Origin of the sequence: Phaeobacter sp. JH204B, assembly GCF_048055755.1 — a bacterium.
Lineage (GTDB): Bacteria > Pseudomonadota > Alphaproteobacteria > Rhodobacterales > Rhodobacteraceae > Phaeobacter > Phaeobacter bryozoorum.
This window is the reverse complement of record NZ_JAYMXF010000030.1, coordinates 193,019-216,445: the sequence shown is the minus strand read 5'-3', so window position 1 is coordinate 216,445 and position 23,427 is coordinate 193,019. Positions and strand designations below refer to the sequence as shown.

The following is a 23,427-nucleotide window of genomic DNA, read 5'->3' as shown; positions in this document are numbered from 1 at the left end:
AGCGCAGGATCAGGCCAGATCGTTCCTGCGTGGGCTCACATGAAGCCCAGTTCGAGGCGGGCCTCATCGGACATCATGTCCATGCCCCAGGGCGGCTCCCAGGTGAGTTCGACATCGACGCTCTTGACGCCGGGCACCGGCGAGACGGCATCCACGATCCAGCCCGGCATCTCGCCGGCCACGGGACAGCCGGGGGCGGTCAGGGTCATGATGATCTTCACGTCATTCTCGGCAGAGATGTCGATCGTGTAGATCAGGCCCAGCTCGTAGATATTGACCGGGATCTCGGGGTCATAGACGGACCGGCAAGCGTCCACCACAGGCTCGTACAGCTCGTGGCTGACAGAGGAGGGGGCGATCAGCGGTGTGCCTTCCAGCGGTTCGGATGCGTTGGTCATTCGGGCCTCGGTTCGTTTCCTGACTGTTTATATAGGGAAGCCGGGGCCGGGGGTCCAGTGGCGGATCGGTGGCAGCTACGAGATGGTCGAGATTGGAGGCTTGGTGAAACTGAGGGATGAGCGGGCCGGGGCGGGTTCCGGCCCGATGCAGGCATGGACCGGGGAGCCTGGCTGACCAGGCTGCACATGCGCCACGATTGGGGTTGTTTTTTGCAAATAAGGCAGCCGTTCATTGTGGGGCAAAACGCTGATCGAGGGTGAGAGTTGTCCTTCAACTTCTAAAAAGGTCACTTGCTGAAGAAAAATGCGGCACTCCGTAACAATGGAATTGCTCTCTGCATCAAATAAGATTTTCAATAGAAATTGGTCCAAAAACAGATGACTGAAAGGGGGATAATGAGTGGAAACTGCTTCGATCCGCCTCGCCATAATTGATGATCATGCGATTTTCTTGCAGGGACTCTCCTACGTGTTCGAGAGCAGCGCTTTGGACCTGGACGTGACGAGTTTTACGACGGCCACCGATTTTTTGGCAGAGATAGACAGCGGTCGAACCTGGGATGTGGTCATCACTGATCTGGCGATGAAGCCGTTCAACGGGATCGCGCTGATCGGCGCGTTGCGCGCGCGCAATATTGGCGTTCAGGTGATCGTTCTGTCGGCGTCGGAAGATGCGAAAACACGGACCAATGCCCAGATGGTCGGAGCGTTTCGCTTTGTCCACAAATCGTGTGAAGAGCAGGTTTTGCTGGACGCCATCCTTGCTGCCGTCGATGAGGGGCCGCTACCGGCCAAATCTATTGAGAATGGCGCCCGTCGTACGATGTTCCAATCTAATGGAATGGACACGATCGTCCGCCCGAAACTCGGGCCGCAACAGCAGCGCATATTGTCGATGATGGCGGAAGGCCACACCAACAAGAGCATCGCCGGCGCCCTTTCAATCAGCGAGAACACTGTCAAAACTCATGCCAAAACGATCTTCAGGGAACTCTCTGTGGGCAACCGTGCCGCAGCGGTTCAAAGGGCGCGCGAATTGGCGCTGTTCTGAAGGCGGCTTTCCAGCGCGCGCCGCAAGTTGACTTCCCGGTCCGGCAATTCGATCCCGTTCCTGTCTTGACCGTGCCCATCGCCGACCGGGGCACGCAGGAGATAGGTCGTCGGCGCGAATTGCTGTAGGTCACTGATTTCGCTTTCGGAAAACGATTGCCCGGCGACGGGATCCAATACAATCAGATCGGGGACTTGTCCCAGCAGCGTGATCGCGTCTGCCGCTCCTTGGCAGGTGTCCGCATGGGCAAATTTCCAGTACCAGGACGAGACCAGATCCGCCCATGCGCCCATGTTCGGAAGGGTATCCTGCCCAATAACCAGGACAAAGGCCTGATCGCGCGCGGCCTCGACAGGCCGGTGTGACAGTCGCAGCGACACCTGCGTGCCTGTGGTTGTGCTGGACTTGATCTCAAATGTGCCGCCCAGCTCTTGGGCAAGTTCCCGTACGATGCCCAGGCCCAACCCCTGGCCATTGCGGGTTGCGGGCAGGTTTTCGCGTTGGCGCACCGCCTGAATCTGGTCCTGTGTCATGCCTCTGCCCCGATCCGTGACCTGCCACCAGCTCTCGTCGCCGGTCACGAAAACCGACAGCTGCACATATCCGCCGGAGGCCCCGTATTTTACTGCGTTGCTCAGGAAATTTCGCAGGATACGCTCCAGCTTGGGGCGGTCACTCTCGATGATCCCCAGATCATTTTTTACTACGAAATCACAGCCTAGTGCGGCAAATTGCGGGCGATACTCTTCGTCCAGCCGAGACAGCAGATCTGCCACGTCGATTTCGGTATGCGTCAGTCTTGATGCGGGTTGCTCCACATTCGAAAGCTCCTCGACCAGCGCCTCCTGACTGATCAATGCAAAGCGGATTTGACGCACCAAGACCGCCTGTTCCGGCGAAGTGGCCTGGCGATCCATCTCGGCCAGGAAGTTGCGCAGGGCCAATAGAGGCTGGGTCATGTCGTGCTGAATTGCCTTCAGGGAACGTTTGGCCGCGTGTTGGTGCCTGGCGGCTTCGGCAAATTGCTCCAAAGCCTTTTCAGCCTGCCGACTGACCAATTGGGCTGCGAGCGCATCCCTTGTCTTTTGACTGGCCGTTAAATTGGTGGCGAAACAGAAGCTGAAATAGAACAGGATGAACCCGCCATAGATACGGATCACGCCATCTGTTGTGATCAAGAGAAACAGGCCGAACGGCAGGAGTGAGCATATGGCAATGGCGAGGTAGCCAGGCCGGTACACGGTTCCTGCCATGACTCCACCGGCGGTGATTGATGTCAGAAACAGCCCCGCCATAAAAGTCTGGAGTTCAGATGTCGGGCTGGCCAGCTGGATCGCGCAAATGCCCCAAACCAGGCCGGTAAAGGCTGAGATCGCGATGTGGCCCATCAGGTACCGATCAACCTGTTCCGGGGTCTCCTCTGCCTGAGGCCAAGCGCGCGCGTAGAGAACCGTGATCACCACCATGATCGAAGCAAGGCCCGCCCATAGGACCGCCTCGCGGTAGAGATGCACGGAGGCGAGGCTGACGGCGATCAAGGCAATCAGAGTAAAGGCAAAGCGGGCGGAACCTCTGGCCCGCTCTCGCAACATACGGGCTTCTTCTGCCCGTATTTCGGCCGCGGTCGGTGGAACAAGGGCCTGGCTCATGCTGGGGTGGTTGTGACCGTCACATCACCTACCCGGCGCCAGAGATATCCTGCAACCGCCAGCCGCAGCACAGCGGGAAGCCCGGCAAAGAAGAATAGCAGGATGCCAAAGGTCTCCGGGCCATTTACGCCGGATTTGTCGAAACCGGCCAAACCCAGGATCGGAAAAGCGATCCCCATTGGCGCAACAAAGGCCATCTTGGAAGCCGCGTTTTTCAGGGCCAAATAGCTGGCAGCTCTTGGGTGGCCGCTGTCGGCTTCATCCCGAGCGACGATATCTGCAAGCATCGACGTTGGCATCACCGCGTCACAGGTCATGCAGGCCCCCAGGCCGACACAGATCACCTGCATCAATAGGATGTCGCCGGCGCCAACCATGTAGCAGCCCGACAAGACACCGGCGCAAATCGTGATCGCGACTGTCCAAGTTCGGCGCTTGCCGATCATGCTGGAAAGCCAGATCCACAGCGGCACAAAGACTGCCGTGCCCACCAGCAGCAGCAAGAACATCTGACCCACCACCGCAGGTGCATTCAGAACATGGCTGACAAACAGCACCAATAGGCCGACCGTCATCGCGTTGGCTGCCTGCACGGCAAAGAACGCAATCATCAGCCTGCGAAACGCGCGCTCCTGCAAGCAGTTACGCCACGCAGTCCACAGGCTTAAACGGGTCCGGGCCTCCCGGCTTTGCTGTCGCGGCGCCCAGATCAGAAAAAACGCCATTGCGACGGGCATCGTTATGAGAAAGGCCAGCGCCAATGTGCGCAGCGACAGACCCATCTGCGCCCCAATGATCACGGGCGCCAGTGACGCGGCCAGGGCGCCCAGGATTTGAAACACAGCCTTGGTGCCAGCCAGCACCGAGCGCTCGTGCACATTGGGAGAAATCTCCAAACCAATGCTGGAGTAAGGCACATCAAAAGCGGTCACAAAAAGCAAATAGCCGGAGATCACACAGAACAGATACACCGGACCAACCCCGTCCGGGGGCGAGAGCAGCAACCAGGCAAACAGCAAAACCCCGGGGAAAGAAAACAGCATCCACGGTACTCGGGGGCCGCGTGCGCCGAAGGTCCGATCGCTCAGCGCACCAATCAGCGGGTCCGTGAACACGTCAAACAAGCGACCAAACATAAACACGGCCCCTACAACCGCCAGCCCCAACCCCATGTCTATTGCGTAAAAGGTTGGCGCAAAGCTCACGATTGCGAAGCTGACCATGGCCAATGGTGCGCTGAGAACGCTGAAACAGAAAAGCTGCCAGCCGCTCATAACCCGATTGGTGGTTCTCATTATCTCCCCCAACTCATTTGGGTTATTTTGAACGCATTACTGTTTCCAATGGAATAACTTTCTGTTTCGCCCATAAAAATCACCCGTTCGGGTGATTGTCGCTCCCATCCTTAACTTATTAAAAATTAGCTTGTTTTTGCGTGTTTCTGGTCCCGGATCAGAGGTCGCAGGAAGGCTAGGGGATGGGGCCCGAAAGCTGTCCAATGACAATAACGGAGTATCACCATGGGATATCGCGGTCGTGGTTATCTGAGAAATACTGATATGGAAGTAGATGCGTCGGACGCATCCCGTGGACAATTCATCTGGACGCGCCGGGGAAACGATGAGGTCACCGGTTCCGAGTACCGTGACCGTATCTATACCGGACGAGGTGACGACACTGTAGAAGGCGGCGGCGGCAACGATGTCATGTTTGGTGGCAAGGGACGGGACACTGCGGTTTTTTCCGGTTCTGTGCTGGACTATCAGGTTTCAGGTTTTGGCCGTGGACCCTGGACCTATGTCCAGGGCGAGGACGGCTGCGATTTTCTGCACAGTTTTGAAGTGCTGCAATTCGACGATTTCACATTTGATCTGGCGGGCGACAACGCGCCTCTGGTGATCCTGCGCGATAATGGTTTGAGCACGTCAGAGGGTGACGCGCTGCAGTTCCAGGTGGATTACTACGACCTGGACGGGACATCGGTGGAACTGGTATCGGCAAGTGTTACCGGCGGCGGGACATTGACCGCGCAGGACAGTGGAGCCAGCCAGACCAGCCAAATCGGGGTCGGCGGCGGTGCAAGCCTGTCCTTTGATCCCGGGACCGCCTACGACAGTCTCGGCGCGGGCGAGAGCACAACCGAAACCGTGACGCTGGTGATATCGGATGACGAAGGCAATATCACAACTGTCACCTATGATATCGTGATCGAAGGACAAAACGACGGCCCTGTAGCCATGGCCGTGTCTGCGACCGTTGACGAAGACGGCCCGGCCGTCACCGTTTCGGCTGATTACTCGGACGTGGATGCCACCGACACCCACACATTCAGCATCGACACGAGTGCTACGCTGGGAACGGTCACCGACAACGGCGATGGCACGTTTGGCTATGACCCCAGCGGCGCGTTTGACAGCCTCGCGGTTGGAGAGACAGCAACCGACAGCTTTACCTACACTGTGGATGATGGCAATGGCGGCACTGCGACCGAAACCGTGACGATCACCGTCACCGGCCAGAACGACGCGCCGGTTGCCATGGCGGTAACCGATACTGCCGACGAAGACGGCCCTGCCATCACCATTGCGGCGGACTTCACAGATGTCGATGCCGCTGACAGCCACACGTTCAGCGTCGACACCACAGGCACGCTTGGCGCGGTCACCGACAACGGCGATGGCACGTTTGGCTATGACCCCAGCGGCGCGTTTGACAGTCTCGCGGTTGGAGAAACAGCAACCGACAGCTTCGCCTACACTGTGGATGATGGCAATGGCGGCACTTCCACTGAGACGGTCACTGTCACCATCACCGGCCAGAACGACGCGCCGATCATCAATGTCGCAAACTCTGATCTGGTGGAAGAGATCGGCGCGGGCTTTACCACATCCGGCAGCTTTGACGCGCAAGATTTCATCGAGGCCTTTGATCCCACAAGCGGCACGGCTTCGATCCAGACGGTCGGCGGTCAGGATGCGATGCGGGTGAATATCAACACCGAAGACAGGCGTGCGCCACACACCGTTTTTGATATTGTCGAGCAAGGCGCGCTGGAGGCCAGCGACAAGGTCGTCGTGACTGTTCAGGGTGAAGTCGCACGGACAGGCGGCGATCAGGACGTCTTTTTTGGTCTCACCGATGGTGTCGGCCAGGTGTCGTATTTCTCTGTCAACAGCAGGGCGGGACGCCTGTATAACGGCGAACTCAAGACGGACTCGCAGCCGGGAGACTCGCTACAGGATGGTGCGATTGAGCTGAACCTACTCAATCTGAGCGGCGGGCAGCAGAATACCTTTAGCCTCGAAATCGTCCTCGACGGTCTCAGCGATGTCATCTCGGTGTTCAGCAGTTCGGGTGCGCTGATTGGCACGTTCGATGGCTTTGACCCGGCGTCCTCAACACCGGATCAAACCAACGCGATTGATCCGTCTTTGGGTCTCAAGCTGTTCCTGGCGAGTGATGGTGACAACGAGACCAATTACTTTGTCGGCCTTGACTACGATATGGAGATCACCCGTCAGGGCACGATTGAATTCAACGATGTCGATGTCACGGATGAGCACACGGCAGAGATTGATGCGGTGCGCTTTGTGGGCGATGCAGGCGGGCTGACCTCGGCGCAGGCGCTGGCCCTGATCGAGCTCAGCGTGAACAGCACCGCAGCGCAAGCGTCCGGCTCCGTGGACTGGGCTTTTGACATAGGCGCGGTGGATGCGGCCTATCTGGCCGCGGGCGAGACGCTGATGATCGAGTATGACGTGACCGTGCAGGACGGCAACGGCGGCTCTGACACGCAAACCCTGTCGTTCACAGTGAACGGCACAAACGACGCCCCGGTGGCACAAGCGGTGACCGGCACGGTTGGCGAAGATCCGCAGGTCGCCAGTTCCGACAGCGTCGGGGCCCAAACGATCCCCAATATCGGGCGTTTCTATGTCTACGATTTCGACACGGGCACGGCGGCGTCTATCCAGCGCGACGGGGGCGCGAATTTCACCTTTGATCAGATCGCCGCGCAGTATCTCAGCGAGGGCAACGGCGTGATCGTCCAGCCCAACCCCAATAGCACCGGCTGGGCATTCGCGGGCGAGGTGTTCGTGGATGGGACGGGACAGACAATCGCCTCGACCGATTGGGTCATCAACGGGGGCAACGGCGATGTCGACCTGTCGAACCCTCAGTGGATTTTGTTTGCCGACACCAATCAGAACATCGACAGCATCGAGCTGGACATCTCAGGCCTGGATCTTGGAGGCGGTGTCACGGTGGATGCCCAGATTTCGGTCGGCCCGCTGAACTACGAGTTTTTGCGGACGGATGATCTGCGTGTCGACGGCGCTTCTTTCAGCTCAACCCTGAATGGCCCAAGCCCCTCGGTTACGGTTGCGGCGGATGTCACCGATCCTGACAGCGATACCTTTGTGTTCACGATCGACGACAGCGGCACCCTTGGCAACGTCATCAACAACGGCGACGGGACGTTCACCTATTCCGCAGACGGCATGTTCGAACACCTGAACAGCGGGGAGACGGCCACAGACAGCTTCGCCTACACGGTCGATGACGGCGATGGCGGTCTGGACACGGAAACTGTGACGATCACCATTTTGGGATCAGATGACATCCTGTTTGCCTAGGGGACCAGTACAGCAATCGAAGCAGGCACCACATCAAGGTGCCTGCTTTCGCACGGTTTGCGGTTGCAACTGTCCATTCGCCATACGTGTCTGGTGTCAGGGGGCGTTTCTGGCCGATGAGGCCGCCCGTGTCTGAAGCCCTGCCTTTCGGGGGATGCGGAGTGTTGGACGTTTGGCATGACACGGCTGCCAATGCTCATTCCCCCCTTTGCCGGATGTGCCGTCAGCAAGCGGCACCAAAGATGAACCGGCGGCAAACGTCAGTTCGCGGTATTCGCTCGACAGCCGGTGCCGGAGCTTCCCTAGGCTATCGAAGTTTCCTCGACGGCTTTTCGGACGGTCTGGAAAACCTCCCTCAACTCACTCTTTGAAATGCCACCGAAAGCGAGCCGCAATGCCTGTGGCACAGCAACGGTTGTCGCAAAGGGGTCTGCTCCCGATGCCGAGATGCCGTGTTCTTTCAGACGTGTGACGATAGGCTCGGCGCGGACACCCTTCTCCAACGGCAGCCAGGCAAAACCTGCATTCGGGTGCGACAGGATGCGCGCGCCACCCAACGCGGTCCGGCAGAGCTGCTGGCGCTCAGCGCCATCCCGTCTGCGGTTTTCCTCCGAAGCCACCAGCGTGCCATCTTCCACCCAGCCCGTGACCAGACCGGAAATCAGCGCCGGGGTGTTCCATGTCGTCGCCCGGATCGCTTCAAGCAGTCTGTCGCAGTGGTTTGCAGGGGCGATCACGTATCCCAGGCGTAGCCCCGTGGCGAGGCTCTTGGAGAAGCCGCCCACATGAACGGTACGCTCCGGCGCAAGCGAGATGAGGCTCGGCGGCGGGTCCGGCTCCAGAAAGGCGTATGCAGCGTCCTCGATCACCAGAAGATCATGTTTGCGCGCGACGCCGATCAGACGGTGGCGCGTTGGTTCGTCCATGACTGCGCCCAGGGGATTATGGACGGTGGGCATCAGATAGATTGCCCGGATCTTTCGGTCGCGGCACTGTCTGTCCAGATCATCCGGGTTCATCACGCCGTCCCGCCCGTCCACCGGGATGAGGTCAATCCCCTGCAATGTCGCGATGGATTTGAAGCCGGGGTAGGTCAGCGTGTCGGTGGCGATGGCGTCACCGCGTTGAAATAGCCCAAGGGCGATGATGGCCAATCCATGCTGGCCACCGGAGGTGACCAACAGGCATTCGGGATCAATGGGACCAAGCGTTGATGTGAGATTTTCGGCGATGATCCGGCGTTCGTGGGTGCGTCCGCCATGGGGCTGGTAGCGCAGCATCGCCTCAAGATCACCCGTGGTCGCAAGCCGCCGAAGGCCAGCACGCAGCATATCTGCATCGGCTGCGTCACCCGGCATGTTGAAGACGAGGTCGACGAGACCATCGCTGACGGTCTGTCGAACACCAAGCGTCGTCGGCAGGTCAAGGTCGCGCACATAGGTGCCGCGACCAGCCTCGCCGACAATCAGCCCGCGGCGTTCAAGCTCCCCGTAGGCGCGCGTCGCCGTGGCGAGGGCGACGTTGAACTGCTCCGCAAACGCCCGATGTGTCGGGAGTTTGGTGCCCGGGGCAAGCTTGCCCTGCCGGATCACTGCCGAGAGCATGTCGGCCAAGCGTATGTATCTGGATTTCCTCATCTCTTCACTGTAATTAGTACAATAGAAAAATTGTCATATTTAAAGGCTCATGGCATTCCGATCTGAAGTCAACCTTCAAGGTCCACCCCATGTCCAAACTTATCCCGATTTCGCTTCTTGCCTTTGGCTTGTTCACGGTGACATTCGCCGTGAACCTTCAGGCTCCGCTCTATGATGTTTATGCCGCCGAAAGCGACGTTGGGGCGACGGCAGTGACGGTCGCGTTCGCGGCCTATGTCGGAGGTCTCATGCCGACGCTGCTGCTGGTGGGCGGGCTATCGGATCGGATCGGTCGCCGGGTTCCGATTGCACTGGCGCTGATCTTCGGAGTCGTCGCAACCGCGCTGCTGGTGCAGGTGCCAAGCTGGACAAGCCTGGTCATCGCGCGCTTCCTGCTCGGGATCGGGACAGGTCTCGCGACGACTGCCGGAACCGCCTATATGACGGAAATTCGCGGCGCGGAGCGCGCAAGGAGCGCCGCTCTGATTGTCACCTCCGCAACATCGCTCGGCTTTGGTGGTGGCGCTCTGGCGACCGGTATCAGCCTTGGTGTGCAGGGGCCAAGTTTGCTGCCTGCGAGCTATATCGCGCTGTTTGTGGCAGCACCGGTGCTTGCGGTCCTTGTCCTTGCATTGCCGCGGGTCGATACGCCCAAGCCGGTATCGGTTCTGCGCCTGCCGGTGTTCCCGGCTGGCGTTTGGGTTTTCGGGGCCGCGATGGCGCTGGCCTGGTCCACGACAGGCATGACCATTGCGGTTGTTCCGCTGGAACTTGCCGCGAACGACCTTGGCGGCTGGACGGGCCTTGTCATCTTTCTTGCGATCTTCGTGGGCTTTCTGTGCCAGCCGATTGCCCGCCGCATGACCAACGAACGGGCGCTCGCCCTCGGGTTTGTCCTGATCCCGCTCGGCTTTCTCGTTCTTCTGGCCGGTGTCTGGCTGAAGGTTCTGGCATTTGTTCTGATCGGCACCTGCATCACCAGTGCGGCCAGCTATGGCTTTACCTATCTCGCCGCTCTGGCAGAGGTCTCGTTGCATGCGCCGGATGATCGGGCGCGGGCGACGGCGGGTCTCTTCGTTTATGCCTATTTCGGCTTCTCGCTGCCTGTGATTGCCAGCGGCGCACTGGCGGACAGGCTCGGCCTGCTGTCGGCCATGATCGTTTTCGCATCTGTTCAGATCGTGGTGACAGCGATCATCGTGATGCTATGGCAACGGCGACCCGTCCCGTCCTGCGCCGCTGTCAAAGCTGGGTAGCAGCGCAACCGCTAGTTTTGAAAGCCACGGTCCGTCTAAGGTGCGGTATTGGGTGATCTCGGCGGGCCTGAGCCTATCACGGTTGGCCTGGGACAAGCTTGGTCTGGTCTCTCGGCGCCGCATCGCCTCAAGTATGCTATCGGCCCACTGTTCTAATGCTGCTGATCGCATGGAAGTCTGTCTCATTCCGAAACTGCCTATCGGCTTATGCAACGACGCTTTTTAATAAACGTTCGGTCATCAGTGGTGCATCGACCCAAGGGTAATCAGGGATAGTGTTCATGCAAAGAGCAATGCCGATCATTCCCGATATGAGCGTGTCGGTCCTCACTTGAACATCGGCTGCGTCCGGAAGAACCTCTCGGATCAAATCTGAAAAGACTGCGAAATGTGCCAGGGTCTTCTCATCGCTCACGAAGGTACTGACATCCGCGCGGTTCACGTCGTTGGACATAAAGACAAGTCGAAAATGATCGGGATGATTGGTCCAATAGGCGACAAAGGTTTGTGCCGCCGACTGCAACCGCTCACTTGGAGCAGCGATATCCGTTAGCGTCTTCCGGATTTCATCTGACATGTCCGATAGGACGTCCGCCCAAAGGTATCGCAGGATATCTGTCTTGCCCTCGAAATGCGCATAGATCGTCATCGGCGCGCATCCAACCTCCTTCGCCAGACGCCGGATTGAAATCGCTTCGAAGCCTTCTGCTTGGTAAATCTCAAGCGCGTGCTTCCCAATTTTTGCCTGGAATCCAAGGATATCGGTCTCGCTTCGGCGAGGTCTGCCAGCGCGTCTAGCCATGGTTGGACACTCCAATTTAATCTGGAACGCGTCCCAAATAAATCTTGCAATGTCAAGTTTTCATTAATATGGAACGCGTACCAATTATTATTCAGCCTCAGCGCCAACCTCTAGGAGACATGAAATGAAGAAGATCAAACTACTGAACGCGGTCGTCGTGATCATTGGTGCCGTCATCGTCCTCCTAGGTTTGAACGTCGGCCTTGGCGGGATAAAGACACTGGGATGGCAATCGACACGTGATTTCGTTTCGATCACCGATGCGGCAGCATTCCATGCTCAAGATAGTCACATACGATTTATTGGTGGTGTCTGGTTTGGCGTCGGTGCTGTGTTCATGATCGGAGGTTTTGCAATGCGCCAGCTTCGCCCAACCTTGATCATTCTGTCGGCGATGATCGCAGTTGCGGGCCTGTTCCGACTAAGCGCCATGGACACCGGCGGGGTATTCAGCGCTGCCATTGCCCCTTCGTTCGCCTTCGAGCTTGCTGGTTTTCCGCTACTTGCATGGTGGCTGATGGTGTCTGCCAAACGAGAGGCCTAGGGACAGGATCAGAAGGTTTCTGCTGCAACGCGTGATTCACGGTTCCGAAAACGGAGCGGTGAATTGTCTGATTTTTTTGGCTGACGGATGCGCATATGGCGCGCTTTGAGCCCTTCTTTCCCAAGTTCCACGGCGAGCCCCGCGTTGATGGCCGACGTGTGTTGAGCGGAGTATCTTTATCAATCGCGATGGGTTGCGCTGGTGCGATGCTCCTCGGGAGTACGGCCCGCATAAGTCTCTCTACAGCCGCTGAACGCGCTGGAGCGAGAAGGCATCTTCGCGCGGATGATGGCGGGGCTGGCCGCCGGGCACGGCGAAGAACAGGCCGTGATGATTGACGCGACGTATCTAAAAACCCACCGCACAGCGACCAGCATGGCCGCGAACTATGGAGGATAAGGAACTGATCCAGTGGATCAATTCCCCGACGAAGGGAGGTGCGGCCGCCTGATCCCTTGCCCGGCAGGGCATTGCGCAGCAATGTCCAGAGAGGGGGCGAACCAAGTGTAGAATGAACACCAAGCTGCATGCCATCTGCGACAGCCAGGGCACCCGCTCGATCTGTTCGTTACCGACGGTCAGGTGCGACTACATCGGCGCGCGGGCGCTGCTCAGTGGTCTCCCAAATGTCGATTGGCTGCTCGGGGATCCCCGCCCAGTGCAGACCGGACGGGGCTTTGTTCAATCGTTGATATCGTGGTCGAAGTGTTTCACCTGGCCTTTGGGGCCCTTGAAGAAGTGGCGCAAGACCAGCCAGGCGATCAGCGAGAGGGTGGCGTAGATCAGCAGCAGCACCGGCAGGGTGATGCTGCCTGCGGGGGTGGCGACCAGCAGCAGGGCCACCAGCACCGCGCCGGCGGCAAAGCCTATCACGTCCTCGGCCCCGGCTTGATCCATATGGGAAAAGTCGGCGCATACAGCGGCAGCCCTGGTGCCCAACGCCCTGATCTTCATTCGCAAAGCCGAGTTCCTGGGCTGTTGGTCAAACCTCGACCACCTTGTCGGTGGATACGCCGGGTTTGATCATCGCGATGGAGGCATCAATCCATTCGCGCGCCTTCACATAGGCGTCATTCTGCCATGGGGTCGCGCGGCCGACGTTGAACCTGCGGTAGTAGCAGGTGCGATACCCCTGATAGGATTGCAGGATATCAAAGAAGGCCTGATCGCCGGGTCGGATCAAAATCCGAAGGCTGTCTGGCAGTGCAGACCCCTGCGGATCTGGCGGCGCGTGCTGACATCGTTGTGACGATGTTGGCCGATGGCGCGGCCTCTTATGCAGTGCATCTCGGCGGCGACGGATTGTTTGCCTCGACAGGCAGCGCGACCTTGGTGGAAATGGGCACGATGAGCCCTGACCACATCGCCGATCTGGTCGCAACGGCGCAAGAGAATATCCGGGTGATTGATGCGCCGGTCTCCGGGCGACACAAGCTGCTGCAAGTGCAGATCTGCTGGTCATGGCCGACTGCCGTGACGAAGATGCTGATCTTGCGACCGTATTCAATGCGGTGAGCCGACAAACCATCTATCTCAGTCAGTCCGGGGCAGGGGCTGTGATGAAACTGGCGGTGAATTCGCTGATCCACGGGATTATTCAGACGCTTGCCGAAACGATGACCCTGGCCGAAGCCTCCGGCATCACGTCTGAGCAGGCATTCGATGTGATCGTGGCCTCTGCGGCCTGTGCGCCAATGCTCAAATACCGGCGTCCGCTCTATCTGAACGAGGCAGATCACGATGTCACCTTTACCGTGGCACTGGCCCGCAAAGACATGGAGGTGACGGCACAGCTTGCAGATCGACGTGGCACTGCGATGCCGCAAGGCCGAACCACACTGGCCAAATTGATCGAGGCGGAAAAGGCAGGTTATGGCGCCCGCGATATGGCGTCGATATCGACCTACATGCGAAAGGATACACCATGAAAGCGGCGCTGTTTGTTGGCGGCTGGTTGGCACAGGCATATGGGGGATGCGTTCCGCGATCGCCCGACCTATCATTTCCTGATCGGCGGTCAGTTTGTGGCTCATTCCCCCGGATGGCCGGACAACCTGCAGCCGCGCGAAGACCATATTGATTCCGATGTGACCATCTGCAAACCCGACGATCCGATTGTGCAAGACATCAAGAGTTTCCGCCTGACGACCGAGCAATACCATATGCTCGTCGATCCATCGAACAAGGTCCTGGCGACCACGACGTTTTCGGGCGATCATCTGTGGTGGATCGAAAGCACCGTGATCCCGGTTGTCTGGAAACGCCGCTGGGACATGGGCCGCGTCTTCTATTGCTCAATCGGCCACGAGTTGGACGACCTGAAGGTGCCGCAAGTCACCGAGATCATCCGCCGTGGGGCCCTGTGGGCGGCACGTGGCGCTGCCTGATGACACGATATTCAAGTCATAATTATGAGGACACGATATGAAGCTTCTCCGCTACGGCGCGCCCGGCGCAGAAAAACCCGGACTTCTGGATGCGTCAGGCCGCGTGCGCGATCTGTCGGGCGTGGTCCCGGATATCTCTGGTGAGACATTGCGCCCCGCTGGCCTGAAGGCGCTGCACGGGCTGGACCCGGAAACGCTGCCGCTCGTTGACGGCACACCACAGGGCGATCTGCGCCTTGGGGCCTGTGTCGGGAATATCGGCAAATTTGTCTGCATCGGCCTGAACTACGCCGATCACGCCGAAGAGGCGGGGATGCCGATCCCCGAAGAACCCATCATCTTCAACAAATGGACCTCTGCGGTGGTCGGCCCGAATGATGACATTCAGGTCCCGCGCGGTTCGGTCAAAACCGATTGGGAGGTCGAATTGGGCGTCGTGATCGGCGAACCGGGCTCTTATATCGACGAGGCCAACGCGATGGACCATGTCGCAGGGTTTTGTGTGATCAACGATGTGTCAGAGCGCGATTTTCAGCTCAATCGGGCAGGCACGTGGGACAAGGGCAAAGGCTGCGATACCTTTGGGCCAACAGGGCCTTGGCTCGTCACAGTTGATGAGATCGCAGACATGGACAACATGGGGATGTGGCTGGATGTGGATGGCAAACGCATGCAGACAGGATCAACCGCGACATTGATCTTCAAGATCCCGCACCTCGTGTCCTATTGCAGCCAGTTCATGAGCCTGCAGTCGGGGGATGTCATTTCAACCGGCACGCCTCCGGGCGTGGGGATGGGTCAATCCCCGCAGCGGTATCTGCGCGGCGGAGAGGTTGTGACCTTGGGTATCGACGGATTGGGCGAGCAACGATCAAAGGTTTTGCCAGCCTGACAGGATCGCAATTGACACCGGCTTACTGAGCCGGTGTCACCTGATCTGCATGTGCGTTTTCCGCGATCTTCTGGGCCTGATCGCGCAAGATGAATTTCTGGATCTTGCCGGTTGACGTGCGCGGGATCGGCATGAACACGAACTGTCCGGGCACCTTGTAGGGCGCAAGCTGGTCCTTGCACCATGCGCGCAGTGTGGCGGCATCCACATGTTCACCTGTAGCCAGTTCCACAAAAGCACAGGGCGTTTCGCCCCATTTTTCGTGCGGCATGGCCACCACGGCAGCAATCGCGACGGCGGGGTGACGATAAAGCGCTTCTTCCACCTCAATGGACGAAATATTCTCGCCGCCCGAAATGATGATATCCTTGGAGCGATCCTTCAGCTGAATATAGCCGTCCGCGTGCCGCACGCCGAGATCGCCGGAATGGAACCAGCCGCCTGCAAAGGCCTCTTGGGTGGCTGTGGGATTGCGGAAATAACCCTTCATGACGACGTTGCCGCGAAACATCACCTCGCCCATGGTTGTCCCGTCGCGCGGCACGGGCAGCATGGTGTCCGGGTCCAGCACATCCAATCCTTCCAGCGGCAGATAGCGCACGCCTTGGCGCGATTTCAGCCGGGCCTGTTCGGCGGGCGGCAGATCGGACCAGTCCTGATGCCAGTCATTCACCACGGCAGGGCCGTAGGTTTCAGTCAGCCCATAGAGATGCGTGACATCAAAGCCTGAGGTTTTCATATCCGCCAGCAGCTTCTCCGGCGGCGGGGCGGCGGCGGTAAAGAATTGCACGGTATGAGCAAGTTGGCGCTTTTCGGCCTCGGGGGCCGAGATCATCAGCGACATGACAATGGGCGCGCCGCACAGGTGGGTGACGTGCTCATCTGCCAAAGCGGCCCAGATTGGTCCTGCCCGCACCTGACGCAGGCAGACATGGGTGCCGATGATCGCCGACAGCGTCCATGGGAAACACCAGCCATTGCAGTGGAACATTGGCAGCGTCCACAGATAGACCGCATGTTTCGCCATCGACGTCGTCAGCGCATTGCCCTGCGCCAGCAGATAGGCCCCCCGGTGGTGCGAAACCACACCCTTTGGATCACCTGTCGTCCCCGATGTGTAGTTGATCGAAATCGCGTCCCATTCATCCAGCGGCATCAGCCAGTCGAATTCAGGATCGCCCGTCGACAGGAAGGCCTCGTAATCCTGCGCATCTGCCTCGGTAACGGGTCCGCAGAATTCAGCGTCGTCGTATTGGATGACAAGCGGGCGCACTGTTGCCAGCGCCAGCGCATCCTGCATCAAGGGCATGAATTCGCGGTCTACGATGACGATTTTGCACATGGCATGGTCCAGCTGAAACGCCATCACCGAGGCATCTAGCCGGGTGTTCACGGAATGCAGGACCCCGCCACACATGGGAACACCGTAATGGCATTCCAGCATTGCGGGCGTATTGGCCAGCAGGGCCGACACGGTGTCACCGCGCCCGATGCCTTGCTCTGCCAAAGCACAGGCCAACTGACGTGATCGCGCATAAAACGCCGCATAAGTGCGCCGCAACGGGCCATGCACGATCGCAGTGTGATCAGGAAAGACCGAGGCCGCGCGTTCCAGAAATGTCAGCGGCGTCAGTGGCTGATAGTTTGCCGGGTTGCGGTCCAGATCGGTGTTGTAAGGGTTTGCGGTCATGGCTCAGGCGTCCTGCCATTGGGGCGCGCGCTTTTCGATGAAGGCACCAATGCCTTCTTCGGCGTCTTGCGCCAGCATGTTGTCGACCATCACACCCGAGGCGTAATCGTAGGCATCCGCCAGCGTCATTTCGCGTTGCGCGTAATAGGCGCGTTTGCCGGTTGCCAGCGTCATGCTGGATTTTGACGCAATCTTGCGCGCCAACTCCATCGTTACCGTTTGCAACGCGTCAGGTGCCGCGACGCGGTTCACAAGGCCGATTTCGGCGGCCCGCGCGGCTGAGGTTATGTCACCGGTCAGCAGCATTTCCATCGCGTGTTTGTCCGCCACATTGCGCGACAGCGCCACCATCGGGGTCGAGCAGAACAACCCGATGTGAACACCCGGTGTGCTGAATTGCGCCGTGTCCGCTGCAATGGCCAGATCACAGCTTGCGACCAGCTGGCAGCCTGCGGCCGTTGCGATGCCTGTGACCTCAGCGATGACGGGTTTGGGGCAATTCACGATGCCTTGCATCACGCCTGCGCACATCGCCATGACATGGGCAAAATAGGCTTTACCACCATCTCGGTTCAAACGCCCAGCGGTCATTTCCTTGAGGTCATGGCCTGCACAAAACGCAGGGCCATTGGCCGCCAGGACAATGACCCGCACATTTGGATCGGTCCCGGCGGCTGCAAACGCAGCACCGAGTTCCGCCAGCATCGCCTCGGACAAGGCATTGCGCCGACGCACGTCATTCAGGGTCAGGCGCAGTATGCCGTTTTCGTCCAGATCGCGCAGCAGGATGTCAGATGTGGTCACAGGGCTATTCCTTCTGAGTGCTACAGAATGTTGATTTCAACACTGTCGGCCAAGGTGTTCGCGATAAAGCAGTAGCGATGCGCGCGGTCCTGCATCTGCGCGAGCTGTTTGTCACTGACTGAAAAGCCGGTGTCAAAACGCACCACCGGATGCAGATCAATCCGCGTTACCGACATCTGGCCCTTGGGGTTCTTGCCCAGATGGGCCTCGGCATAATCGTGGTAGCTGGCCACCGGCCAGCCCGCCTTTGCGGCCAGCGCAAGAAAGGTCATCATATGGCAGCTCGACAGCGCCGAGGCGAGGGCCTGTTCGGGGTTTGTGTTCTCCGGGTTTCCGCCCCAATCGGGGGCGGAATCGACCAGCAGGTCATAGCGGTTGTTGTATTGCACGGTGTGCTCGTTCGAATAGGCACCGGTTTGCAGTACGGGCGCTGCGCGCTGCCAGTGCAGCTCAATCGCGAGATCTGACATTTCGGTATTCTTTCATGTAGCAGGACGTTAAGCGGCAGCGATCTGTTTTTTGGGATCATAGAACGGGCGCTCGCAGATTGTTGCGCGGACGGGGCCGGATTTCGTGACGACCTCAACCTGTGCACCGATGTTGGCGTGTTCCGCTGACACCATGGCCAAGGCGATGTTCTGCTCCAAACGCGGGGAATAAACCGCAGAGGTGACCTTGCCGATTGCTTCGCCACCCGAATTGATGTCCCAGAATGTCGTGTTGGGACCCGCAAGAGGATCGCCGTCGATGATCAGGCCGATCTGCTTACGGCTGACACCTTCGTCCCTGATACGGCGCAACGCGGCCTTGCCGATGAAATCAGCCTCCATGTCGAGGTTCACCAACCGGTCAAACCCAAGCTCAAAGGGGTTGGTGCCCATGTCGGCATCCGCGTGATACGACAACATCCCACCTTCGATGCGGCGGATGGAGGATGTGTGGCCGGGCTTGAGGCCAAATTCCAGACCGGCTGCCATAATGGTTTCCCACAGCAGATCGCCTTTGGAACCGTCGCGCAGGTAGATTTCATAGCCCAGCTCGCTGGACCAGCCGGTGCGGGACACGATCAGCGGGATGCCGTTCAGCTCGACTTCGCGCAGCCAGTAGTAGCGCAGGTCCATGATCCCGTCGCCAAACAGCGCGCGCATGATCTCGCCGGATTTGGGGCCTTGCAATTGCAGCGGCGAGACATCCGGCTCACCAATCGTGACATCAAGGCCAGAGTTGACCGCAACCCCCTGCGCCCAAAGAAGAATGTCGCTATCAGCAAGAGAGATCCAGAAATGGTTCTCGGCAAGACGCAGCAGGACCGGATCGTTCAGAATGCCGCCATCGGCGTTGGTGATGAGGATGTATTTGCACTGGCCCACGGCCATCTTGGACAGATCACGACAGGTCAGCATCTGGGTGAATTTGGCAGCATCCGGCCCGGTGATTTCCACCTGCCGTTCAACGGCCACATCACAGAGTATCGCGTCATTCACGAGGTTCCAGAAGTTCTGCTCAGGATCACCGAAATCGCGCGGGATATACATGTGGTTGTAGACGGAGAACCCCTGCGCGCCCCAACGCAATGTCGCGTCAAAATAGGGCGACTTGCGGATCTGTGTGCCGAAACCGAAATCATCTGCTTGCATTGGAACTACCTCCCGTTTTGTCCCCGACCGCTTTGATCGGAGACTGTCAAAACCTTTGCGAGATGTAGTCCAGGAGAGGCGGCAAAAGTGGTCCGAAGATTATCACTTCTCAGACCATTCAGGCCGTTTGGGGGGCCATATCAGGACCGATTGGGCCAGAGCGGCAATTTCGGATTTGCAGCGGCCAATTTCGAGAGGTTCGGCAAAGCTGATTTCACTTGGCGCGTGGCAAAATGGGTCATGTAGCGGTCAATGCCGAGGTTTTCGGCATGGAAATCTTCCATCAGGTCTTGAAACGCGGCGAGGCTGGGGCTGATGATCTTCATGATGTAATCGACCCCACCACCGGTGGCGATGCAATCAATGATCTCATCCCGGCTGTTGAGAAAAGCTTCAAAGCGCTCAAAATCAGCCTTTCGATGACGGCTGAGGGAAACCGTCACAATCACCTGCGCGAAATCTGCGAGCCGCTCCAGCGCGATATCGGCATGATAGCCGCGAATGTATCCGCCCGCTTTCAACCGGGTCAGCCGCGCCCAGCAGGGGGTCGCGGAAAGACCGCTCAGCTCTGCCAGCTTGGCCTTGCTCAACTGCCCATGCTGCTGGAGCGCGCTGAGAATGCGGATGTCTGCTGCATCAAGGGCAAGTCTCTTCATTCGCTCTGGTCTTTCTTTGTGTGGAAGCACGGTCATATGACCGACGATCACATGCTAGATTAGGATATCCCTACCTGAAAGCCCTCCGTCAGCTCAGTGGCTTTGCGACCGAAATGAGCGCGACCACGTCCAGCTGATCGGCGTTGTCCGCCAATATGGGGCGTATCTCCGTGTGATATCAGCATGTCGCGGGTAGACGTTTCGCAACGGCAGAGCAGACCGACCCGGAGCAGAAAAAGGTTTCGAGCCGCAGCCGGATCGCAGTTGCATAACATCCGATTGCAGACTGGACGCTGGATAGGATTTGCAGAGAGGAGAGTCTTGCAAGACAACATAGCCTCTGGCCGCTTCGGACGCATTGTTGCGTTCCAGTAGCGGAGACGGGCGCCAGCTCCGAATGTCGCTATCTATACACTGCTGAGCCTGACGGTTGCGGCTGTTGTATTGGATTGCGGGACTGGTGAGGCTAGGGGGGATCCCCGCCCAGTGCAGACCGGACGGGGCTTTGTTCAATCGTTGATATCGTGGTCGAAGTGTTTCACCTGGCCTTTGGGGCCCTTGAAGAAGTGGCGCAAGACCAGCCAGGCGATCAGCGAGAGGGTGGCGTAGATCAGCAGCAGCACCGGCAGGGTGATGCTGCCTGCGGGGGTGGCGACCAGCAGCAGGGCCACCAGCACCGCGCCGACGGCAAAGCCGAGGAACATGAAGCCCGGCGCCAGCACCTCGACGATGGCGAGGCCGATGGCAATCGCGATCCAGACCCACCAGACGGAGAGCAGGGCCGTCATTTTCCGGCCCCTTTCAGCATGTTGAAGGCGTTGCCGAAGGCCTCAATCGCATTGGCGGGCACCAGGATGGTCTGTTTGCCTTCCCCTGCGCCAAGGGCATTGAGCGCCTCGACCTGTTTCAGCGCCACCTGATATTGCGCGGCCTCCAGACCGTTTTCGGCAATGGCTTTGGCGACCACTCCGGTGGCATAGGCCTCGGCATCGGCCTGAATGCGGCGGGCCTTGGCGATCTGCTCGGCGGCGTAGAGCTCGGCGTCGGCGGCCAGTTCCACCGCGCGTTTCTGGCCCTCGGCCTTGGTCACCTCGGCGCGGCGGGCGCGCTCGGCGTTGAGCTGCTGCAGCATGGCGTCGCGGGTGGCCTGATCGAGGTTCACGTCAAGGATCTCGGCGCGGGTCACTTCGATGCCCCAGTCGTCAACGGCGCTTTCGACCAGATGCTGGATCTGACCGATCAGCTGCGAGCGGTTCGACTGCACCTCGTCCAGGTCCATCTTGCCGATCTCGGCGCGCACGATGCCGGCCACGGTGGTGGCAATGGCGCCGTCAACGTCGCGGATCCGATAGACGGTCTTTTCCGGTTCCAGAATGCGGTAGAACACCGAGGTGTCGATCTGCACCAGCACGTTGTCCTTGGTGATGGCGTCCTGGCTGGCGTTGGGCAGCTGGCGTTCCAGGATCGAGACCTTATGGGCGACGGAGTCGAGCAGCGGGACGATGAAGTTGATGCCGGGGCCAAGCACTGCATGCAGGCGGCCAAAGCGTTCGACCACGTATTTTTCGGACTGCGGCACGATGCGGACGCCCTTGAGGATCAGGATGATCAGGAAGATCGCGCCCAGGATATAGATGATGTTCTGCGTCAGCAGGCTCAGCAGGAGTTCTTCGGTCATTATGCCTCGCAATAAATTTGTATGCTATGGTATGCAGTTGGGGGTCGTGGACCCGGGATTCAAGCGTGGGGGGACGGCGCCCCGTTCTTCTTCTCTATGGCGTGTGCGGTGGTGGCAGGCAAGGGGAACGGCCCCGTCTGCGACGCATCCGTGGCGTGCGGGGTGGGGGCTGGATAGGGCTGCCGGGGCTTTGGCGCGGGCTGCGGTCATGCAGGCTTGAAAACCGCGCCGGGATAAGGCACATCCGGCAGGCTCTGCCGGAATGGTCCCGGATCGCGGCGGAGCACGGTTCAGGTGGCAGATGATCCCGTAGGAAATTCCCCGCAGCGGCGGGACCACGCACAAGACAGCCCAAGGAAGAGAACATGGCGCCGAAAATCTCATTTGACCTGAAAGCCACCGATGGCAAGGCCCGCACCGGTGTCATCAATACGCCGCGCGGCGAGATCCGCACGCCTGCGTTCATGCCCGTGGGCACGGCCGCAACGGTGAAGGCAATGCTGCCGGAGAGCGTGCGTGCGACCGGGGCGGATATCCTGCTGGGCAATACCTATCATCTGATGCTGCGCCCCACGGCAGAGCGGATCGACCGTCTGGGCGGCTTGCACAAATTCATGAACTGGGAGCGGCCGATCCTGACGGACTCGGGCGGGTTTCAGGTTATGTCGCTGGCGGGTCTGCGCAAGCTGACGGAAAAGGGTGTGACCTTCAAAAGCCATATCGACGGATCCAAACATGAGCTGACGCCGGAACGGTCGATGGAAATCCAGCGCCTGCTCGGTTCGGACATCGTGATGTGTTTCGACGAATGTCCGGCGCTGCCTGCGGACCGCGACCGGATCGCCGAGTCGATGCGCCTGTCGATGCGTTGGGCGGAGCGCTCGCGCGAGGCCTTTGGCGACCGTCCGGGCCATGCGCTGTTCGGCATTATGCAGGGCGGGCTGGAGCAGGATCTGCGCGAAGAAAGCGCCGAGGCGCTGAAGAAGATCGGATTCGAGGGCTATGCGGTTGGCGGCCTGGCAGTGGGCGAGGGGCAGGAGGCGATGTTTGACTGTCTTGATTATGCGCCCGGTTTCCTGCCCGAGGACAAGCCGCGCTATCTGATGGGGGTGGGCAAGCCTGATGATATCGTCGGTGCGGTGGCCCGTGGTATCGACATGATGGACTGCGTGCTGCCATCGCGCTCTGGCCGCACGGGGCAAGCGTTTACCCGCTACGGCGTCGTCAATATCAAGAACGCCCGCCACCAGGATGACCCGCGCCCGCTGGATGAGCAGTGCAGCTGCCCGGCGTGTTCGAACTATTCGCGCGCCTATCTGCACCATGTGTTCCGCAGCAACGAGATGATTTCGGGGATGCTGCTGACCTGGCATAACCTGCATTACTTCCAGGAAATCATGGGCGGCATGCGGGAGGCGATTGCTGCGGGCACCTTCGAGGCCTGGCAGAAGGATTTCCACGACACCCGTGCCGAAGGCGATATTGAGCCATTGTAGGGGCCAGCAAGGGGGATGCGCCCGGATTGTCGAAAACTTGAGCGAATGTTCATCGGCGGGTCCTGCCCTGAACACGTTTGCGCCACAAATCAGCGGTGATCTGTCAATCAGGCACTGATGACCAACGTGGAGAGATCCGATGAATGAGACGGCTTCAACTGGACTTGCGCATTGTTCGCTGATGATTTTGCTGGCGGCGGGCGTTGCTGTTTT

Annotated in this window: 22 protein-coding genes and 2 pseudogenes; 10 read left to right on the top strand and 14 right to left on the bottom strand. The window is 59.1% G+C overall.

The genetic code is table 11. The features are described 5' to 3' along the window. Positions 1-35: 35 nt before the first annotated feature. On the bottom strand, positions 36-398 hold the full coding sequence (locus VXL81_RS17470; protein ID WP_340545951.1) for an SUF system Fe-S cluster assembly protein: 363 nt from the start codon (positions 396-398) through the stop codon (positions 36-38). 400 nt (positions 399-798) lie between these two features. On the opposite strand from VXL81_RS17470, the gene VXL81_RS17465 reads away from it, so the two are divergent. Continuing rightward, positions 799-1,449, top strand: coding sequence for a response regulator transcription factor (locus tag VXL81_RS17465; protein ID WP_416555419.1), 651 nt, complete (start codon positions 799-801; stop codon positions 1,447-1,449). Here the strand turns inward: VXL81_RS17465 and VXL81_RS17460 are convergent. Both VXL81_RS17460 and VXL81_RS17455 read right to left on the bottom strand, forming a co-directional pair. Next, on the bottom strand, positions 1,419-3,098 hold the full coding sequence (locus tag VXL81_RS17460; protein ID WP_416555417.1) for a sensor histidine kinase: 1,680 nt from the start codon (positions 3,096-3,098) through the stop codon (positions 1,419-1,421). The two genes, VXL81_RS17465 and VXL81_RS17460, sit on opposite strands and share 31 nt — an antisense overlap. After that, on the bottom strand, positions 3,095-4,393 hold the full coding sequence (locus VXL81_RS17455; protein WP_416555415.1) for an MFS transporter: 1,299 nt from the start codon (positions 4,391-4,393) through the stop codon (positions 3,095-3,097). Before VXL81_RS17455 ends, VXL81_RS17460 begins: the two co-directional genes overlap by 4 nt. A 264-nt stretch (positions 4,394-4,657) precedes the next feature. On the opposite strand from VXL81_RS17455, the gene VXL81_RS17450 reads away from it, so the two are divergent. After that, positions 4,658-7,735: a VCBS domain-containing protein gene (locus VXL81_RS17450; RefSeq protein ID WP_416555413.1), complete on the top strand. Its 3,078-nt coding sequence runs from the start codon at positions 4,658-4,660 to the stop codon at positions 7,733-7,735. A 302-nt stretch (positions 7,736-8,037) separates the two neighbouring features. Here the strand turns inward: VXL81_RS17450 and VXL81_RS17445 are convergent, their stop codons facing one another. Then, positions 8,038-9,348: a PLP-dependent aminotransferase family protein gene (locus VXL81_RS17445; protein WP_416555411.1), complete on the bottom strand. Its 1,311-nt coding sequence runs from the start codon at positions 9,346-9,348 to the stop codon at positions 8,038-8,040. Positions 9,349-9,461: 113 nt separating this feature from the next. Here VXL81_RS17445 and VXL81_RS17440 point away from each other — a divergent pair, with 113 nt between their 5' ends. Beyond that, on the top strand, positions 9,462-10,628 hold the full coding sequence (locus tag VXL81_RS17440) for an MFS transporter (RefSeq protein WP_416542114.1): 1,167 nt from the start codon (positions 9,462-9,464) through the stop codon (positions 10,626-10,628). 205 nt (positions 10,629-10,833) lie between these two features. Here the strand turns inward: VXL81_RS17440 and VXL81_RS17435 are convergent, their stop codons facing one another. Then, positions 10,834-11,430, bottom strand: coding sequence for a TetR/AcrR family transcriptional regulator (locus VXL81_RS17435; RefSeq protein ID WP_416542115.1), 597 nt, complete (start codon positions 11,428-11,430; stop codon positions 10,834-10,836). A 124-nt stretch (positions 11,431-11,554) separates the two neighbouring features. Here VXL81_RS17435 and VXL81_RS17430 point away from each other — a divergent pair, with 124 nt between their 5' ends. Together VXL81_RS17430 and VXL81_RS17425 are read left to right on the top strand one after the other, a co-directional pair. Then, positions 11,555-11,974, top strand: coding sequence for a DUF4345 domain-containing protein (locus VXL81_RS17430; protein ID WP_416542116.1), 420 nt, complete (start codon positions 11,555-11,557; stop codon positions 11,972-11,974). A gap of 95 nt (positions 11,975-12,069) precedes the next feature. Then, positions 12,070-12,623 (top strand): annotated as a pseudogene (locus tag VXL81_RS17425) (IS5 family transposase); the annotation flags it as partial. A 32-nt stretch (positions 12,624-12,655) separates the two neighbouring features. Here VXL81_RS17425 and VXL81_RS17420 read toward each other — a convergent pair. Both VXL81_RS17420 and VXL81_RS17415 read right to left on the bottom strand, forming a co-directional pair. Further along, a complete protein-coding gene (locus VXL81_RS17420) occupies positions 12,656-12,871 on the bottom strand; it encodes a hypothetical protein (protein WP_416555409.1) in 216 nt (71 codons plus the stop codon). An 88-nt stretch (positions 12,872-12,959) separates the two neighbouring features. Further along, positions 12,960-13,157, bottom strand: a pseudogene (locus VXL81_RS17415) (M24 family metallopeptidase); the annotation flags it as partial. Here VXL81_RS17415 and VXL81_RS17410 point away from each other — a divergent pair. From VXL81_RS17410 to VXL81_RS17395, 4 genes are read left to right on the top strand one after another with little or no spacing between them, the layout of a single operon-like run. Next, positions 13,115-13,489, top strand: a complete 375-nt coding sequence (locus VXL81_RS17410; RefSeq protein WP_416555457.1) for an NAD(P)-binding domain-containing protein — start codon at positions 13,115-13,117, stop codon at positions 13,487-13,489. The pseudogene VXL81_RS17415 and the gene VXL81_RS17410 overlap by 43 nt on opposite strands. Continuing rightward, a complete protein-coding gene (locus tag VXL81_RS17405; RefSeq protein WP_416555407.1) occupies positions 13,435-13,902 on the top strand; it encodes an NAD-binding protein in 468 nt (155 codons plus the stop codon). The genes VXL81_RS17410 and VXL81_RS17405 overlap by 55 nt, the downstream gene beginning before the upstream one ends. A gap of 12 nt (positions 13,903-13,914) precedes the next feature. After that, positions 13,915-14,361 (top strand): ThuA domain-containing protein, encoded by a 447-nt coding sequence (locus tag VXL81_RS17400; protein WP_416555405.1) that lies wholly within the window; start codon positions 13,915-13,917, stop codon positions 14,359-14,361. Positions 14,362-14,398: 37 nt separating this feature from the next. Then, complete coding sequence (locus VXL81_RS17395; RefSeq protein WP_416555403.1) at positions 14,399-15,253, top strand: fumarylacetoacetate hydrolase family protein; 855 nt, start codon at positions 14,399-14,401, stop codon at positions 15,251-15,253. A 22-nt stretch (positions 15,254-15,275) separates the two neighbouring features. On the opposite strand, the gene VXL81_RS17390 is transcribed toward VXL81_RS17395, so the two are convergent. From VXL81_RS17390 to VXL81_RS17360, 7 genes are all read right to left on the bottom strand, one after another. Next, positions 15,276-16,943, bottom strand: a complete 1,668-nt coding sequence (locus VXL81_RS17390; RefSeq protein ID WP_416555401.1) for an acyl-CoA synthetase — start codon at positions 16,941-16,943, stop codon at positions 15,276-15,278. Positions 16,944-16,946: 3 nt separating this feature from the next. Then, a complete protein-coding gene (locus VXL81_RS17385) occupies positions 16,947-17,747 on the bottom strand; it encodes an enoyl-CoA hydratase (RefSeq protein WP_416555399.1) in 801 nt (266 codons plus the stop codon). Between the two features lie 20 nt (positions 17,748-17,767). Then, the gene (locus VXL81_RS17380) at positions 17,768-18,217 is read right to left on the bottom strand and encodes an OsmC family protein (RefSeq protein WP_416555397.1); all 450 of its coding nucleotides are present in this window, start codon (positions 18,215-18,217) and stop codon (positions 17,768-17,770) included. A 27-nt stretch (positions 18,218-18,244) separates the two neighbouring features. Next, on the bottom strand, positions 18,245-19,384 hold the full coding sequence (locus VXL81_RS17375; protein WP_416555395.1) for a glycine cleavage T C-terminal barrel domain-containing protein: 1,140 nt from the start codon (positions 19,382-19,384) through the stop codon (positions 18,245-18,247). Between the two features lie 140 nt (positions 19,385-19,524). Next, complete coding sequence (locus VXL81_RS17370) at positions 19,525-20,040, bottom strand: Lrp/AsnC family transcriptional regulator (protein ID WP_416555393.1); 516 nt, start codon at positions 20,038-20,040, stop codon at positions 19,525-19,527. 509 nt (positions 20,041-20,549) lie between these two features. Next, on the bottom strand, positions 20,550-20,828 hold the full coding sequence (locus VXL81_RS17365) for an NfeD family protein (protein ID WP_340545934.1): 279 nt from the start codon (positions 20,826-20,828) through the stop codon (positions 20,550-20,552). Continuing rightward, a complete protein-coding gene (locus tag VXL81_RS17360; RefSeq protein ID WP_340545933.1) occupies positions 20,825-21,718 on the bottom strand; it encodes an SPFH domain-containing protein in 894 nt (297 codons plus the stop codon). The genes VXL81_RS17365 and VXL81_RS17360 overlap by 4 nt, the downstream gene beginning before the upstream one ends. A 365-nt stretch (positions 21,719-22,083) precedes the next feature. On the opposite strand from VXL81_RS17360, the gene tgt reads away from it, so the two are divergent. Continuing rightward, on the top strand, positions 22,084-23,214 hold the full coding sequence (gene tgt, locus VXL81_RS17355) for a tRNA guanosine(34) transglycosylase Tgt (protein ID WP_340545932.1): 1,131 nt from the start codon (positions 22,084-22,086) through the stop codon (positions 23,212-23,214). The last annotated feature ends 213 nt before the right edge of the window (positions 23,215-23,427 follow it).

Excerpts from the sequence above, each read along its gene's own strand:
- VXL81_RS17470 (WP_340545951.1), bottom strand. The coding sequence starts at position 398 with ATGACCAACGCATCCGAACCGCTGGAAGGCACACCGCTGATCGCCCCC.
- VXL81_RS17460 (WP_416555417.1), bottom strand. The coding sequence starts at position 3,098 with ATGAGCCAGGCCCTTGTTCCACCGACCGCGGCCGAAATACGGGCAGAA.
- VXL81_RS17455 (WP_416555415.1), bottom strand. The coding sequence starts at position 4,393 with ATGAGAACCACCAATCGGGTTATGAGCGGCTGGCAGCTTTTCTGTTTC.
- VXL81_RS17450 (WP_416555413.1), top strand. The coding sequence starts at position 4,658 with ATGGAAGTAGATGCGTCGGACGCATCCCGTGGACAATTCATCTGGACG.
- VXL81_RS17440 (WP_416542114.1), top strand. The coding sequence starts at position 9,462 with ATGTCCAAACTTATCCCGATTTCGCTTCTTGCCTTTGGCTTGTTCACG.
- VXL81_RS17435 (WP_416542115.1), bottom strand. The coding sequence starts at position 11,430 with ATGGCTAGACGCGCTGGCAGACCTCGCCGAAGCGAGACCGATATCCTT.
- VXL81_RS17430 (WP_416542116.1), top strand. The coding sequence starts at position 11,555 with ATGAAGAAGATCAAACTACTGAACGCGGTCGTCGTGATCATTGGTGCC.
- VXL81_RS17420 (WP_416555409.1), bottom strand. The coding sequence starts at position 12,871 with ATGGATCAAGCCGGGGCCGAGGACGTGATAGGCTTTGCCGCCGGCGCG.
- VXL81_RS17405 (WP_416555407.1), top strand. The coding sequence starts at position 13,435 with ATGGCCGACTGCCGTGACGAAGATGCTGATCTTGCGACCGTATTCAAT.
- VXL81_RS17395 (WP_416555403.1), top strand. The coding sequence starts at position 14,399 with ATGAAGCTTCTCCGCTACGGCGCGCCCGGCGCAGAAAAACCCGGACTT.
- VXL81_RS17390 (WP_416555401.1), bottom strand. The coding sequence starts at position 16,943 with ATGACCGCAAACCCTTACAACACCGATCTGGACCGCAACCCGGCAAAC.
- VXL81_RS17380 (WP_416555397.1), bottom strand. The coding sequence starts at position 18,217 with ATGTCAGATCTCGCGATTGAGCTGCACTGGCAGCGCGCAGCGCCCGTA.
- VXL81_RS17375 (WP_416555395.1), bottom strand. The coding sequence starts at position 19,384 with ATGCAAGCAGATGATTTCGGTTTCGGCACACAGATCCGCAAGTCGCCC.
- VXL81_RS17370 (WP_416555393.1), bottom strand. The coding sequence starts at position 20,040 with ATGAAGAGACTTGCCCTTGATGCAGCAGACATCCGCATTCTCAGCGCG.
- VXL81_RS17365 (WP_340545934.1), bottom strand. The coding sequence starts at position 20,828 with ATGACGGCCCTGCTCTCCGTCTGGTGGGTCTGGATCGCGATTGCCATC.
- VXL81_RS17360 (WP_340545933.1), bottom strand. The coding sequence starts at position 21,718 with ATGACCGAAGAACTCCTGCTGAGCCTGCTGACGCAGAACATCATCTAT.
- tgt (WP_340545932.1), top strand. The coding sequence starts at position 22,084 with ATGGCGCCGAAAATCTCATTTGACCTGAAAGCCACCGATGGCAAGGCC.